This window comes from Chryseobacterium sp. JM1 (assembly GCF_000737715.1).
Classification (GTDB): domain Bacteria; phylum Bacteroidota; class Bacteroidia; order Flavobacteriales; family Weeksellaceae; genus Chryseobacterium.
Genome location: NZ_JPRN01000012.1, coordinates 80704 through 95617, shown reverse-complemented (window position 1 = coordinate 95617; position 14914 = coordinate 80704). Strand labels below are relative to the sequence as shown.

Annotated in this window: 21 protein-coding genes; 5 read left to right on the top strand and 16 right to left on the bottom strand. The window is 40.0% G+C overall.

Annotated features, from left to right (window positions below):
- The 16 genes from IW22_RS18380 to IW22_RS18305 form a co-directional block, all read right to left on the bottom strand.
- The gene (locus IW22_RS18380; RefSeq protein ID WP_131401761.1) at positions 1–558 is read right to left on the bottom strand and encodes a hypothetical protein; all 558 of its coding nucleotides are present in this window, start codon (positions 556–558) and stop codon (positions 1–3) included.
- 36 nt (positions 559–594) lie between these two features.
- A complete protein-coding gene (locus tag IW22_RS18375) occupies positions 595–1134 on the bottom strand; it encodes a hypothetical protein (protein WP_034729360.1) in 540 nt (179 codons plus the stop codon).
- 12 nt (positions 1135–1146) lie between these two features.
- Positions 1147–1710 (bottom strand): hypothetical protein, encoded by a 564-nt coding sequence (locus tag IW22_RS18370; RefSeq protein ID WP_034729357.1) that lies wholly within the window; start codon positions 1708–1710, stop codon positions 1147–1149.
- A 12-nt stretch (positions 1711–1722) separates the two neighbouring features.
- The gene (locus tag IW22_RS18365) at positions 1723–2094 is read right to left on the bottom strand and encodes a hypothetical protein (protein ID WP_034729355.1); all 372 of its coding nucleotides are present in this window, start codon (positions 2092–2094) and stop codon (positions 1723–1725) included.
- A gap of 8 nt (positions 2095–2102) precedes the next feature.
- A complete protein-coding gene (locus IW22_RS18360; RefSeq protein ID WP_034729352.1) occupies positions 2103–2666 on the bottom strand; it encodes a hypothetical protein in 564 nt (187 codons plus the stop codon).
- Between the two features lie 8 nt (positions 2667–2674).
- The gene (locus IW22_RS18355) at positions 2675–3052 is read right to left on the bottom strand and encodes a hypothetical protein (protein WP_034729349.1); all 378 of its coding nucleotides are present in this window, start codon (positions 3050–3052) and stop codon (positions 2675–2677) included.
- 35 nt (positions 3053–3087) lie between these two features.
- Positions 3088–3645, bottom strand: coding sequence for a hypothetical protein (locus IW22_RS18350; protein WP_034729346.1), 558 nt, complete (start codon positions 3643–3645; stop codon positions 3088–3090).
- An 8-nt stretch (positions 3646–3653) separates the two neighbouring features.
- Complete coding sequence (locus IW22_RS18345) at positions 3654–4031, bottom strand: hypothetical protein (protein ID WP_034729343.1); 378 nt, start codon at positions 4029–4031, stop codon at positions 3654–3656.
- Between the two features lie 59 nt (positions 4032–4090).
- The gene (locus IW22_RS18340) at positions 4091–4636 is read right to left on the bottom strand and encodes a hypothetical protein (protein ID WP_034729341.1); all 546 of its coding nucleotides are present in this window, start codon (positions 4634–4636) and stop codon (positions 4091–4093) included.
- A gap of 35 nt (positions 4637–4671) precedes the next feature.
- Positions 4672–5175 (bottom strand): hypothetical protein, encoded by a 504-nt coding sequence (locus IW22_RS18335; protein WP_034729338.1) that lies wholly within the window; start codon positions 5173–5175, stop codon positions 4672–4674.
- Positions 5176–5178: 3 nt separating this feature from the next.
- The gene (locus IW22_RS18330) at positions 5179–5556 is read right to left on the bottom strand and encodes a hypothetical protein (RefSeq protein WP_034729335.1); all 378 of its coding nucleotides are present in this window, start codon (positions 5554–5556) and stop codon (positions 5179–5181) included.
- 134 nt (positions 5557–5690) lie between these two features.
- Positions 5691–6221 carry a hypothetical protein gene (locus IW22_RS18325; RefSeq protein ID WP_034729332.1) on the bottom strand — a complete coding sequence of 177 codons (531 nt, stop codon included), beginning with the start codon at positions 6219–6221 and terminating at the stop codon, positions 5691–5693.
- 20 nt (positions 6222–6241) lie between these two features.
- Entirely contained in the window at positions 6242–6784 is a 543-nt protein-coding gene (locus IW22_RS18320) for a hypothetical protein (RefSeq protein WP_034729329.1), read from the bottom strand.
- 3 nt (positions 6785–6787) lie between these two features.
- On the bottom strand, positions 6788–7162 hold the full coding sequence (locus IW22_RS18315) for a hypothetical protein (protein ID WP_034729326.1): 375 nt from the start codon (positions 7160–7162) through the stop codon (positions 6788–6790).
- Between the two features lie 153 nt (positions 7163–7315).
- Positions 7316–8185 (bottom strand): polyphosphate kinase 2 family protein, encoded by an 870-nt coding sequence (locus IW22_RS18310; RefSeq protein ID WP_034729323.1) that lies wholly within the window; start codon positions 8183–8185, stop codon positions 7316–7318.
- A 219-nt stretch (positions 8186–8404) separates the two neighbouring features.
- On the bottom strand, positions 8405–8869 hold the full coding sequence (locus IW22_RS18305) for a DUF1573 domain-containing protein (protein ID WP_034729320.1): 465 nt from the start codon (positions 8867–8869) through the stop codon (positions 8405–8407).
- 129 nt (positions 8870–8998) lie between these two features.
- Here IW22_RS18305 and IW22_RS18300 point away from each other — a divergent pair, with 129 nt between their 5' ends.
- From IW22_RS18300 to IW22_RS18280, 5 genes are all read left to right on the top strand, one after another.
- Entirely contained in the window at positions 8999–11614 is a 2616-nt protein-coding gene (locus IW22_RS18300; RefSeq protein WP_034729316.1) for a valine--tRNA ligase, read from the top strand.
- Positions 11615–11708: 94 nt separating this feature from the next.
- The gene (locus tag IW22_RS18295; RefSeq protein WP_034729313.1) at positions 11709–12344 is read left to right on the top strand and encodes a DUF4241 domain-containing protein; all 636 of its coding nucleotides are present in this window, start codon (positions 11709–11711) and stop codon (positions 12342–12344) included.
- Between the two features lie 65 nt (positions 12345–12409).
- Positions 12410–13300 carry a ribokinase gene (locus tag IW22_RS18290; protein WP_034729310.1) on the top strand — a complete coding sequence of 297 codons (891 nt, stop codon included), beginning with the start codon at positions 12410–12412 and terminating at the stop codon, positions 13298–13300.
- A 90-nt stretch (positions 13301–13390) separates the two neighbouring features.
- A complete protein-coding gene (locus tag IW22_RS18285; protein ID WP_034729307.1) occupies positions 13391–14233 on the top strand; it encodes an alpha/beta fold hydrolase in 843 nt (280 codons plus the stop codon).
- Positions 14233–14877 (top strand): HD domain-containing protein, encoded by a 645-nt coding sequence (locus tag IW22_RS18280; RefSeq protein WP_034729305.1) that lies wholly within the window; start codon positions 14233–14235, stop codon positions 14875–14877. The genes IW22_RS18285 and IW22_RS18280 overlap by 1 nt, the downstream gene beginning before the upstream one ends.
- Positions 14878–14914 lie beyond the last annotated feature (37 nt).

The window sequence follows — 14914 nt, the reverse complement described above, 5'->3', positions numbered from 1 at the left end:
TTAATAAATTTGCAAAAAAGAATAGGTAACATTAGCTATCGTAATGTTAAACCATTCAGCCTCTCCATATGGGGTAGAAATATATCCCGGCGCACCCGTGCACGGATCAGGAGATTCCCCGATCTGTCCGCTGAAACCAGGTTCCGGAGTGGAGGTACCCGCATAATACATCTGAAACTGGGAAGATGCCCATTTCACATTCTCGGAAATAACACCGCCCGGTGCTATGCTTGGATGATTCCATGATCTTACCGAAGAGTTAGTGGCAGTGGTCTGCAGTGTCCAGTTAGTGGTAGGGTAAAGAGAGCTTGCAAACTGGTCTCTGAAATTTTTATAAGCCAGTTCTTTACCGTTACCCTGATGCGAATCTGCCGGAACAGTGATGGCCGTCGGAGTGCTCGATGTTACATAAGGATAGCAGCTGCCTGCGAAATTATGAGCCCCTATTTTTCCCTGAAAATCAAAGGTCGTAGAGTAGTTATTGACGATCATGAGACTGTGCTGTGCATAAGCAGATGACAGTAATGATAGTGTAAGAACAGTGAATATCTTTTTCATGATTTTATAATTAGTTTAAGTATTCGGAATTCTGCATTAAAACAGCTGCAGATAAGTGACGGCTCCTATCGTGAAAATTTCCGCACTGTTGTCTCCCGAAGGAGTATCGTAATAACTATACGCAGTTGGGTTGCAGGGATTTGAGAGATTTAAATTGGCACGAAAATCCGGTGAGGATATAGTGGTTCCGGCTTCCGTCATATCAAATTTAGTGGCAAACCATCGGGTTGTGCTTGAAATAGTTCCGGTGGGTGAAAGATTCGGATTATTCCAGGCCATGATGGAAGAATTGGTAGGACTTAATGTGACAGCCCAGTTAGCGGTAGGATACAAAGAAGACATAAACTGGCCGTAGTAATCTTTGTAGATCAGTTCCTTACCGTTCCCCATATGAGAATCTGCAGGAACTACGATCTCGCCATCATTTCCTACACGGGGATAGCATCCGGCTGTAGAACCGGCAGCAATAATAAACCCATGAAAATCAAATTTAGAATAATTATTAATGATGATGGTACCCTGCGAATAAACAAAAGAAGCAGCAGCTGTTCCTATGATAGCTAAAATCTTTTTCATAATTCAATCAGATTAATAAAGTTGAATGTAGGTGGTAGTGGATGCTCCACTCGAGATCGTAAATATTTCCGCACTGTTGTTCCCCGTAGTTGAAGTAAGATTATTAGATGCGGTATAGCATGAGTTGGTTGCAATAGTGATGGCACCGTTAAAATCATCAGGCGCCAGGTCCGTTGTTCCCGGATAATACATCACAAATTTTGTAGTGGCCCATCTGGTATTGTTTGAAAAAACGCCACCGGGTGCTAAAGAACCGTGATTATAGGGTCTTACGATACCAAGTGCACTGGAGGTAGATATGTGCCATGAAGCCATTGGATACAAAGATGAACCATACTGGTCTCTGTAATTGTCATATCTCAGCTCATGTCCGTTGCCCATATGAGAATCCGCAGGAACTCTCACCATGTCCGGATTGGCAGAGGTGATATAAGGGTAACATCCTCCGGCAATATTGTTGGCTATGATGAACCCATAAAAATCATAATGAGAATAGTTATTCAGAATAAGAGTTCCTCCCTGGGAATACCCTAGAGAAAAAGCGGCTATGCCTAGTACAGTTAGTAATTTTTTCATGATGATTTAATTTTAGGATTTAATGTTTTTTCTGATTTCGTCACTTTTCTGCATATAAATCTGAGTGGCCCAAACGATGATCTGGCTCATGTCTCCGCCTGTTTTTCTCGTCAGTTCAGCTTCTGTAACGCCTGTGGAAATAATCAGTTCTTTCGATGCCGGAACCAAAAGCGCTTTCCTTCTGTCACTCAGCTCCGACGTATTTCTTTTTTTCTCCTCTTCTGTAGGTCTGTTCTGAGGATCTCCGAGGCTTTTAAACGCTTTGTCGAATTTCTCCATCTGTGGCGTTTTCATCGTTTCCACAGTATTCACGGCAGCACTTTCATTGTTACATGATGCTAAGGTTACAACAGCTATTACAGCTGATAAAAAATATTTTTTCATAATTAATATTAATAAAGTTGGATATAAGTATAATTGATTCCTCCGCTCGATATCGTAAACATATCCGCACTGTTAGCTCCGGATATCGTGTTAAAAAAGTCATCAGCAGAATTACATGGATTTCCTGACAAACTTAAATTGGCATTGAACTCAGGAACATTCGATGTAGTACCTGCAAAACGCATTTGAAACTTTGTAGAAGCCCATCTTGTGTTGAGAGCAACAATAGAACCTGGCATTATGGCAGGGTGGCTCCATATCCGTGGCTGCCCGTTGGTGGGCGAGAGATTTACATTCCATTCGTATATAGGGTACAGGGATGAGGAGTATTGATCTCTGTAATTGTCATACCTCAGCTCGGTTCCCGTACCCATATTGGCATTGGCAGGAACGGTGATCATGCTGTTAGGGGTGTTCGGGCTTACCATAGGATAACATCCACCCGCGAAATTGTTTGCAATGATGGCTCCATAAAAATCATAGGGAGTATAGTTGTTCACAATAAGCGTTCCTCCCTGTGAATACACAAAAGAAGCCACTGTGATTCCCAGAATCGTCAATATTTTTTTCATAATGATACTTATTTATCGGATTTAATATTCTTTCTGATTTCATCGCTCTTCTGCATATAGATTTGGGTAGCCCAAACGATGATCTGGCTCATGTCACCACCTGTTTTTCTCGTCAGTTCAGCTTCTGTAACGCCGCTGGAAATAATCAGTTCTTTCGATGCCGGAACCAAAAGTGCTTTCCTTCTGTCGCTCAGTTCAGACGTATTTCTTTTTTTCTCCTCTTCCGTAGGTCTGTTCTGAGGATCTCCAAGGCTTTTAAAAGCTTTGTCAAATTTTTCCATCTGTGGCGTTTTCATGGTTTCCACAGTATTTACGGCAGAGCCTTCATTGTTACATGATGCTAAGGTTAAAACAGCTATTACAGCGGATAAAAAATATTTTTTCATAGTTCAATTTTTAAGATGATTAATTATATGAGGTTTTAATAAAGCTGTAGGTAGGTTTCAACCAGGCCTGTACCGGTCGTGATAGTGAAGATCTCCGCACTGTTGGCTCCGTTCGGAGTGGCATAAAAGTCCGGTGCCATGTAGCACGAGTTTCCTGCAAGGCTCACCGTAGTACTGAATTCCGGGATATAAAGATTGGTTACCGGATCATACATGGCAAACTTGGAAGCGGACCATTTTGTATTATTGGAAATGGCTCCTCCCGGTATTAAGCTCCCGAAGTTCCAGGGTCTCACATTGCTGTTGGTGGATGAGAGACTCACCGTCCAGTTCGGCATCGGATACAGCGATGAGGTAAACTGATCCCTGTAATTGGAGTATATCAGAGCATTGCCATTGCCGGTATGCGAGTTCGGAGGAACAATAACTGTGTCGGTAGTCCCAATGACAGGGTAGCATCCCCCTGCAAAGTTATTGGCGATTATACCTCCGCGGTATTCATATGGAGTATAGTTATTCACGATCATGGTTCCGCCCTGAGAATAAGCCAGAGAAGCCATTGTGATTCCAAGTAGGATTACTATTTTTTTCATGGCAGGAATTATTTATCAGATTTAATATTCTTACGGATTTCATCACTTTTCTGCATATAGATCTGGGTAGCCCAAACGATAATCTGGCTCATATCACCTCCTGTTTTTCTGGAAAGCTCGGCTTCTGTAACGCCGCTGGAAATAATCAGTTCTTTCGATGCCGGAACAAGAAGCGCCTTTCTTCTGTCACTCAGTTCAGACGTATTTCTTTTTTTCTCCTCTTCCGTAGGTCTGTTCTGAGGATCTCCGAGGCTTTTAAACGCCTTATCAAATTTTTCCATCTGCGGCGTTTTCATAGTTTCCACAGTATTCACAGAAGCGCTTTCATTGTTACATGATGCTAAGGCTAAAACAGCTATTACAGCTGATAAAAAGTATTTTTTCATAGTTAGATTGTTTAAAAATGATCAGTTTTATTGAGTTAAGGTTATGGATATAATGATGATTAATAAATCTGGAAATAAGTGATCTGGCTTCCGGATGAGGTAATCGTAAACCAGTCCGCAGAAGAGCTGGTGTTGGGCCCGTTTTGAGTAGATTGCAGAAAACCTCCTGAAAGTACAGGATCTCCTACCTCAAAGCTGTCATAGGAATATCCTGTGCTGTCCGTAAGGTTGAAAGCAAATCCCATCCATTCGTCGATAGGAGTTACGGCTGTAATAATAGGGTGATTGTAGGCGTAATTTCCTGTATTGGCACTGTTCAGCGGATCAATATAAAACCATCCGGGAATCGGGATAGGATTTGCTCCGCCTGTATTATCAAATTTATCATACTTGGTGTAGCCTCCTGCCGGAATCGTGTATACACTATAAGGTGCATTAGGAAGAGCATACATATAAGGCTGTGACGATCCAGAACCTAAGGAACCCACAGTCATAAACCTTCCCGCAGCATCATAAGCGCTGTAATTATTGATAACCAGTGTGGAAGACTGGGCTGAAATACCCATTCCCGCCAGAATACCCAGAATAATGCTTAGTTTTTTCATATTGTCATTCGTTTAATAGTTAGTGTTTATCAATTTTAAAGTGCCTGAAGATAAGTGTAGGTTGTTCCGCCACTCGTGATGGTAAACCATTCTACAGATCCTTCCGGAGTAAACATATAACCGGGAACAGGGTTGCAGGTATAAGCCGGATCACCTACGCCTCCCGATGTTAAAGCTGTTCCGGACTGGTAAAACTGGAATTGAGACATCACCCATTTGGTATTGCTTGAGATCACGCCTCCTAACATTAGACTCGGATGACTTCCCGGTCTTGGCGTGGCACCCGAAGATGATGTAGAAACCTTCCAAATCGTACCCGGAATATTGAAACTATTATAGCTCACCATACCTCCACTGGGAATCACAAGTTCAGGATTGTCTAAGGCTGCATAAAAATAACATCCCGGTGTAGTAAGATTCGCTGCAGTAATTCTGGTATGAAAATCAGCACCAGTATAATTATTAATGATAATGGGACCTCCCTGCGCATAAGCAAAGGATATGGACATGAATCCCAAAATGGTTAAAAGCTTTTTCATAATTTATTTCTCAGATTTTAAGTTTCTGCGTATTTCATCACTTTTCTGCATATAAATCTGAGTAGCCCAAACGATGATCTGGCTCATATCTCCACCTGTTTTTCTCGTCAATTCGTTTTCTGTAACACCTATAGAAAGAATCAGCTCTTTGGAAGCCGGAACAAGAAGTGCTTTTCTTCTGTCACTCAGCTCCGAAGTATTTCTTTTTTTCTCCTCTTCGGTAGGTCTGTTCTGCGGATCTCCAAGGCTTTTAAAAGCTTTGTCAAATTTTTCCATCTGTGGCGTTTTCATAGTTTCCACAGTGTTTACAGCAGCGCCTTCATTGCTGCATGATACTAAGGTTAAAACGGCTATGGCAGCCGATAAAAAGAATTTTTTCATGATTAAATTATATTAGAATAAGTTTTAAAAGGTTAGTAAAGTTTAAGCATAGATCTTCCTGAGAAAGCAAAAAGCTGCTTTCCGGATCAATGGCTTTCAATAAAACAGGCAGCTGCAGAACAGCTACCGGTTATTTAAAAGATCTGCAGATAAGTGGTTGGGCCGCTAGGCGTAGTGATGGTGAACCAGTCGGCACTTGAAAAAGTTCCGGTTGCTGTACTCACGAACCAAGGGTCTACGGCAGGATCTCCCATCCGGAACTGATCTACTCCGTTTTGGGTTACAGGATCCTTAAGAATGAAATCAAATCCCGCCCATACATTGGTAGGATCCATTACAGCAGCAATAAAAGGATGATTATACGCATACGTTCCATTATTCGCTGGATTCGTAGGGTCTCCAACATACCATAATGTGATCCCATAAGGAGCTGTCCCGGCTGTGCTGAATTTATCGTACTGGGTAAACCCTCCTGCAGGTATCGTGAATGATCCGTAAGGAATATTAGGGGCTGCATACATATAAGGGCCCGATGGATTTATTGAGCTCGTACGAAGTCTGCCTTCTGCATTATAGGCACTGTAGTTTTGAATAACGAGAGGAGAAGTTTGCGCAAAAGCAAGAAAACCTGCCAGAGCGGATAAAAGTAATGGTATCTTTTTCATAGTGATATAAGGTAAATGATTTATTGAATGACTAGATAGGTGTAAACATCTGTGCCTGCTGTGATGGTGAACCACTTGGCATTTCCCCAGGCTGTGTTGATCACATCGGGAACAGTATTACACGCAGCGACTGTTTCCCCGATATTTCCGTTAAAGTAGGTTTCAGGGACAGAAGTTCCGGCGTGAAACATCTGGAATTTGGACATCGACCATTTGGTGTTATTGGAAATCACACCACCAGGCATCAGACTGGGATGGCTCCATAGCCTTGGTAAGACGGTAGATCCTGGACCAAAATTAACATTCCAGGAAGTAACCGGAAAGGCGGAGGAAGAATACTGGTCTCTGTAATTTTCATATTTTGCAGTGGCTCCTGCCGGTACAACGATCGCATCAGGATTTTGGTTGGCGACAATTGGATAACAGCCTCCTGCATTGTTACTGGCAAAAATAGCTCCACGGAAATCGTAGTTGGTGGTGAAATTCTGAATGATCAGCATTCCTCCCTGAGCATATGCCGAAGAAACGGAGCATATGCCGAGTAGCAGTAAAACCTTTTTCATCTGTTATTCAGATTTTAAGTTCTTACGGATCTCGTCACTTTTCTGCATATAGATGTTGGTAGCCCACACAATAATCTGGCTCATATCGCCACCGGTTTTTCTTGTGAGTTCAGCTTCTGTAACGCCGGAAGAAAGGATCAGCTCCTTGGATGCAGGAACAAGAAGAGCCTTTCTTCTGTCGCTCAGTTCAGAAGTGTTTCTGCTTTTTTCCTCATCAGTAGGTCTGTTTTGTGGGTCGTTAAGGCTTTTGAAAGCTTTATCGAAGTTCTCCATTTGTGGAGTCTTCATGTTTTGTACCGTATTGACAGCAGTTCCTTCACTGGTACAGGAAATAAGACATATTACGGCGATTAACGGTAATAATAAGAGTTTTTTCATAGCTAAAGTTTAATAATTTGGGGTAAAAAATTAATTTTTGATAAATTTATAAAAAAAAATCACATGAACAATAAATTATTCACTTTTTGGTGTCTTTTAAGTTAAATTTATTTACCAGTACTTAGCTATGAGGTAATATTTTACATTTTTGGTTTATTCACTCTCAAGTGTTTTTTTAGCTTCGAGAAGCTCATTTTTTTCCTTTTCACCTACCTGAGGGTACTTGAGATCCATCTTTTCCAACGTATCGATAATGATCTGAATAGCGGCTACTCTTGCAAACCATTTATTGTCCGCAGGAAGCACATACCAGGGGGCATGATCTTTTGATGTTTCGTTAATAGCGGTTTCATAAGCTTCCATATATTGTGGAAAAAGAGCCCTTTCCGGAAGATCAGCAGCTGAAAACTTCCAGTTCTTCTCCTGTTCGTTGATTCTGTCCAGTAATCTTTTTTTCTGTTCATCCTTGGAAACATTCAGAAATATTTTCACAATGGTGGTTCCGTTGTGGGCAAGATGCTGTTCAAAATTTCGGATGCTTTCATATCTGTTTTCCCAGAATTTGCCATCGAAATCCTTTACAGAAGACCATGTTTTCTCACTAAGATTATATTCAGGATGAACTTTACATACCAGAACGCTTTCATAATGAGATCTGTTGAAGATACCGATCATTCCTTTCTGCGGAAGCGCCAGATAATGTCTCCACAAAAAGTCGTGGGCATATTCTTTTGAGCTGGGTGTTTTAAAGCTGGTCACATTACAACCCTGAGGATTTACCCCTCCGAAAACATGCTCTATCAGGCTGTCTTTTCCCGCTGCATCCATCGCCTGAAGGATCACAAGCAGAGATTGACTCCCATCTGCATACAGTTTTTCCTGGAGCTCGCGAAGTTTTTCTTTTTCTTTGATTAAAAGCTGCCCGCCTTCTTCTTTGGTCAGCTTGCCTTTATATTCTGTTGAAGCTTTTTTTATTGAAAATTTTCCTTTTACCAGGAAATCATCTGAGAAATTGGTGTCCATGTTTTTTTATATTTAATGATTGAAAAATTTAATGATTTAAAGATTGAGAGATTAAGAAATTAAAGGAAAGTTTGTAATTAACTTCTAATTTCAAGCTTCTAAATCTGATGTCTGAAATCTAACATCTAACATCTAACCTCTAATTTCTAATCTCTCACTTAAATGTAATAAAAAAACCGCCTCCAATGAAGACGGTTCCTTTATTTTTTTAGTAAAGATTTACTTTGCTGCTGCTTTTTTAGCAAGTTTAGCGGCTTTCTTTTCAGCTTTAGCGGCTGCTTTTTGCTCTTCAGCAGTTAATGGCTTAGGCTCAGGAGCACTTGCATCTACATTTCCTTTGATATAGATTACGCTTCTGCTATTAGCAGGGTCGTTAGAGAAAACCTCAATCATTTTGTTGAAAGGTCCGTTAAGTGTCGTGTTGTATCCTACTTTAATTTTAGCAGATTTTCCTGGCATGATCGGATCCTGGCTGAATTCAGGAGTTGTACATCCGCAAGAAGGCTTTACGTTAGAAAGGATCAAAGGCTTGTCTCCGGTATTCGTTACTGTAAAGAATCTTGTACCGTCCGCACTTGGTTTGATAGTACCATAGTCAAAAGTAGTTTTATCAAATGTAATAGTCTGTGCAGAAGCTAATGCAAATGTCCCAAATAATGCAATTCCTGCAATTAATTTTTTCATATTCTTGAATGTTAATATGTTTGTTAGATAAATTTTGAGAAACAAAGTTAAAAATTATTTTAATTCATACTTAAAATTTTTTTTCTTTAGACTATTTTTGCAAATTGTAAGCAAAAGAAATAGAATTTTATGCAGATTTCAGAAAAGTACAATCCACAGGAAACTGAACAGAAATGGTACAACTTCTGGATGGAAAACAAATTTTTCCATTCGGAGCCTAATGAGAAACCACCATATACTGTGGTAATTCCTCCGCCAAACGTAACGGGGATATTACACATGGGACATATGCTGAACAATACCATTCAAGATGTTCTCGTCCGCCGTGCAAGAATGCAGGGCTTTAATGCCTGCTGGATTCCGGGCACAGATCACGCTTCAATTGCCACTGAAGCCAAAGTTGTTGCTAAACTGAAGTCTGAAGGGGTCAGTAAATCAGATATTACCCGTGAAGAATTCTTAAAACATGCATGGGAATGGACTGACAAATATGGAGGAACCATCCTTGAGCAGCTGAAAAAGCTGGGATGCTCATGCGACTGGGACAGAACCCGTTTCACCATGGAGGAAAAATTATCTCAGCAGGTGATCAAGAGTTTCGTAGACCTATATAATAAAGGACTCATCTACAGAGGCTATAGAATGGTTAACTGGGATCCGGAAGCAAAAACCAATATCTCTGATGAAGAGGTAATATTTAAAGAGCAGAACGGAAAATTATATTTCCTTAAATATAAAATCGAAGGTTCGGAAGAATTTCTTTCCGTAGCAACTACGCGTCCCGAAACTATTTTCGGGGATACTGCCGTATGTATCAACCCTAATGACGAAAGATATGCTCATCTGAAAGGTAAGAATGTAATCGTACCGATCGTTGGCAGAGTAATTCCTATCATAGAAGACGAATATGTTGATATTGAATTCGGAACAGGAGCGTTGAAAATTACACCTGCTCATGATACCAATGACTACGAGATCGGACAGAAGCATCAGCTGAAAATGATCGATGCTTTGGATGATGACGGAAATCTTAATGAGCACGGTCTTCATTACGCAGGTCAGAACAGATTTGATGTAAGAAAGCAGATCGCAAAAGAATTACAGGAAAAAGATCTTTTACTGAAAGCAGAAGATTATGTAAATAAAGTAGGAACTTCAGAAAGAACAGGTGCCGTTATTGAGCCTAAAGTTTCTGTGCAGTGGTTCCTTAAAATGTCTGAAATGGCGCCGCCGGCTTTAGAAGTAGTAATGAATGATGAGGTTAAATTTTACCCTGAGAAATTCAAAAATACCTATAAGCACTGGATGGAAAACATCCGTGACTGGAATATTTCCCGTCAGCTTTGGTGGGGACAACAGATTCCGGCATTCTACTATGGAGATGGAGAAAATGATTTTGTGGTTGCAGAAAACATTGAAGACGCTTTAGTATTAGCGAAGCAAAAAACCAGCAATGAGCAACTGACAACCGAAAACCTGAGACAGGACGAAGATGCTCTGGATACCTGGTTCTCATCATGGTTATGGCCGATGTCTGTATTCGATGGTCTTCTGGATCCTGAAAATAAAGACATCAACTATTACTATCCAACCTCTGACCTGGTGACAGGTCCGGATATTATTTTCTTCTGGGTAGCCAGAATGATCATGGCCGGACTGGAATACAAAAAAGAAGTTCCGTTCAAAAATGTATACTTCACAGGGATTGTAAGAGACAGCCAAAGAAGAAAGATGTCAAAATCTTTAGGAAACTCACCGGATCCGTTGGAATTAATTTCTGAATTTGGTGCAGATGGGGTTCGTGTTGGAATTTTGTTAAGTTCTGCAGCAGGAAATGATTTGCTTTTTGATAAAGATCTGATGTTGCAGGGAAGAAATTTTGCGACAAAAATCTGGAATGCTTTCCGATTGATCAATATGTGGAATCATGAAGACAAACCAGCCAATACAGCAGATAAACAAACTATTGAATGGTTTGAGAGTAAGCTTAATAAAACCATTGCTGAGATTAATGATCAGTTTGGGAAATTCAGAATTTCAGATGCACTTCATTTAATTTATAAATTGATTTGGGATGATTTCTGCGGTTGGTATCTGGAAGCTATTAAGCCCAATTACGGAGAAGGAATTTCTAAAGAAGTGTATGATCAAACCATATATTTCTTTGAAGAATTAATGAAGTTGCTTCATCCGTTTATGCCTTTCTTAACAGAGGAATTATGGCAGACGATTTCTGAAAGAAGTATTGAAGAGGCATTAATTATTGCTCAACAGAAAAAAGAGGAATCATTTAATGAAGACATCATTAAAAACTTCGAAACGGCTGAAGATATCATTTCCGGAATCAGAAATTACCGTCAGACCAAAGGGATTTCTCCTAGAGAAGCCGTTGAGGTGTATACCGGTGCTTCGGAATTTGCCAATGAAGCCGTAATCAGAAAGCTGGCGAATGTGACTGACATTCACTTCGGAGAAAAGACGACCAAACCTAGCTTTACATTCCTGGTAGGGGCAACTGAAGTTTCTATTCCTCTAAGTGAAAATTTAGATTTAGCTGAAGAGAAAAAGAAGACAGAAGAAGAAGTTGCTTATTTAAAAGGATTCCTGATCTCTGTAGACAAGAAGCTTTCCAATGAAAAATTTGTAGCCAATGCCAAGCCTGAAGTTGTAGAAATAGAACGTCAGAAACAGAAAGATGCTCATGATAAGATAGCTATTTTAGAAGAGAAGCTGAAAAGTTTGTAAATTTAAAAGATAGACAGTAAGTTTGTCGGAATGTCAGGCTGAGCACAGATTTTCTATCTCCGCTCAGCCTGACAGTTTAAACAACGAAAATTAAATGACACACATAGACAACATAAAAAAACTATTCTCAAAAAACTTCGTAGAAAGCCCTTTACTGGAAAGCTTCGAAGTAGGGAAACTCTATCTTTCAAGTGGTAAGCTGGTAGCTTGTGACCCTTTGATCACAAATGATATGCAGGCTTTCACGACAGAATTTCCGAAAGGAGATTTTTCTGTTTTACTGCATAAAGAAAGAGAAAGCAACTGTGTCGCGTATGCGGAAGTTATTTTCAGCACTGCGGAAATCGTAAAATGGGAAATGGCTGTGACTGCAGGACAGAATGTGAAGGATCTCGGAGAAGAAGAAATCTTCGGATATCCCGTAGAAAGCGGGATGGGATGTCTTATGGATGTAGATACCCAAAACAGTCTGAACGAACTTGAAAAGAGACTTTATCACAGCAAAGGAGCAGATTTCATGGGAATCTATGAAGAATTTTTCCATGAGTATTTCTTTGATGAAAAAGGAGCTATAGATCAGTATGCATTCCTGAAGCCGGCTGATGATCATCCCGGAACTATTTTCGCCTTTGAAACAGGATACGGTGAAGGTTTTTATGCAAGTTATATTGCCTACGATAAAGATCACAAGCCTGTGAAGATAATTACCGAATTTATTGAGATAAGTTAATTAAATTAGTTATTTTTGAAACTTAGTTTTTTGAATACAATATATTAAGCTAACATAAAACACCAATGAAATTCTCATCAGAACAACCCAAAATTATTGTTGTAGGAAGCTCTTCCATCGATCTGGTTTTAGAGACCGAAAAAATACCACAGCCGAATGAAACGGTTTTAGCCGTGAATTCAGACAGCTATTTTGGAGGAAAAGGAGCCAATCAGGCGGTAGGAACTGCAAGATTGGGAGCCAGCGTTTATTTTATCGGATGTGTCGGTATGGACCCTTTGGGACAGCAGATCATGAGAAATCTGGTAGGTGAAAACGTGAATGTAGGTTTCGTTCATGAAACGGATGCCGAATCTACGGGAACAGCCTATGTAACCACCAGCCACGGAAATGCAGCTATTGTAGTGGTTCCGGCAGCTAATAAACGTCTCAGCATACAACATATAGAAGAAGCTGACCGTTATTTTCATACGGTAGACCTTATTTTGGTTCAGCTTGAAGTCGCCATGGAAGTGGTGGAGTACACTATCAGAAAAGCCAAGAAATACGGTAAAAAAGTGGGACTTTATGCCTCACCGGCTATGAAAATCAGTGAAGGCATTATTGAGATGGTAGATTTCATTGTAGCAAAAAGCAGCGAGCTTCATACCGTTTTCGGAGAGGAAAAAAGAGAAGAAATTCTTAAAAAATATTTCAACAAGGTTTTTGTAAGAGACGATACGAATTCTACGATCTATTTTGACGGTACGGAAATGAAGTACTTTAGAAATGACAAAGATGAAACGGTTTACAAAATGGGAATGGGAGACGCTTTTACGTCTGGATTTGCCGTAGCACTCTGCCATGGAAACTCGGTGGAGGAGTGTGTGAAATTCGGGAATGAAGTTTCTTCAAGGGTTTCCGGAGGAAAAGGTTCGCAGACCGGTCTTCCGAGAATGTCGGATTTCTTTTCCTAAAGCTATTTACCACATATCGAAAGTCAGAAACTTAACATAAAAATATAAGTAAAATCTCCACTTTTATAGTGGATTTTTTCTTTTTACCCTATGGAAAAACTGGAACTCATTACAAAAGATCAGGTATCGCTGGCGGTTCATCTTTTCAGACCTGAAAAAAGCAATGGAAAACTGCTTCTGATCAACTCGGCGACAGGTGTGAAGCAGCAGGTGTACTTTTCATTTGCCCGTTTCTTTTCAGAAAAAGGATTTACCGTCATCGCTTATGATTACAGAGGAATCGGGCTTTCAAAACCTGAAAACATGAAAGGTTTTAAAGCGTCTATGAGAATCTGGGGTTCCGAAGACTATAAAACCCTTACCCAATATATTAAAAAGGAATTTTCAGACTATAAGAAGTACTGTCTGGGACATTCCGTGGGCGCATTGATTCTGGGAATGAATGAAGATTCTGCAATGTTTGACGAATTCATTTTCGTGGGAACCCAGAATGCATTTGTAGGAAACCTGAAATGGAAGACAAAAATAGAAGCTTATCTCGGATTTGGAATTGTTCAGCCTTTAACTACCGGATTATTAGGATATTTTCCGGCCAATTGGTTTGGGCTCGGAGAAAGTCTTCCAAAAAATTGCGCATATGACTGGAGAACCTTAATTTTAAACAGGAAATCAACCAACAGACTGTTGGAGAAAATTGATGACTATTCTAAAAATCTGACGCAAAAAGTATTTGTAATCCGGGCAGAAGATGATGTGTGGCTGACTGAAAAAGGAGTATTAAGTCTTTTGAATACTACCTATCCCAACCTTAAGCCTTCCTACAGGCTGGTAAAAACATCTGAATCCGACAAAAAAGAAATAGGACACGTCAATTTTTTTAGAAGCTATAATAAAAAACTCTGGAATATTATTTTAAACGAATTGACAGCTTAATGAAAAGTACGATCGAAAACACCGTAGCATTTGTAAAAGAAAAATTAGAAGGCGCTGAAGCAGGACATGACTGGTACCACATCGAAAGAGTATGGAAACTGTCCAGGAAAATAGCAGAAACAGAAAACTGTAATCAGGAAGTGGTAGAACTTTCCGCTTTGCTGCATGATATTGCAGATCCGAAATTTCATAACGGGGATGAAACCATTGCTCCCAAAATAGCAAGAGAGTTTCTGGAAGGACAAAAGGTTTCGGAAGAAGTGATAGAACAGGTATTATTTATCATTAAAAATATTTCGTTTAAAAACAGAGGTGAGGCTCCGGCTGAACTTCCGATTGAACTTAAAATTGTACAGGATGCCGACCGTATTGATGCCATCGGGGCTATCGGGATCGGGAGAACATTCAATTTCGGAGGGTTTAAAAATAATCCGATGTATGACCCGGAGATCCAGCCCAGTCTGAATATGTCCAAAGATGAATATAAAAAATCCAACGGTACGACAATCAATCATTTCTACGAAAAACTTCTGCTTTTGAAGGATTTAATGAATACTGAGAAAGGGAGAGAGATCGCTCAGCAAAGACATGATTATATGCTGGGATTCCTCGATCAGTTTTTCAAAGAATGGAATGTTGATTAACCTTCTTTCCGAAAAATCTTAAATCAGTATCTTTGCA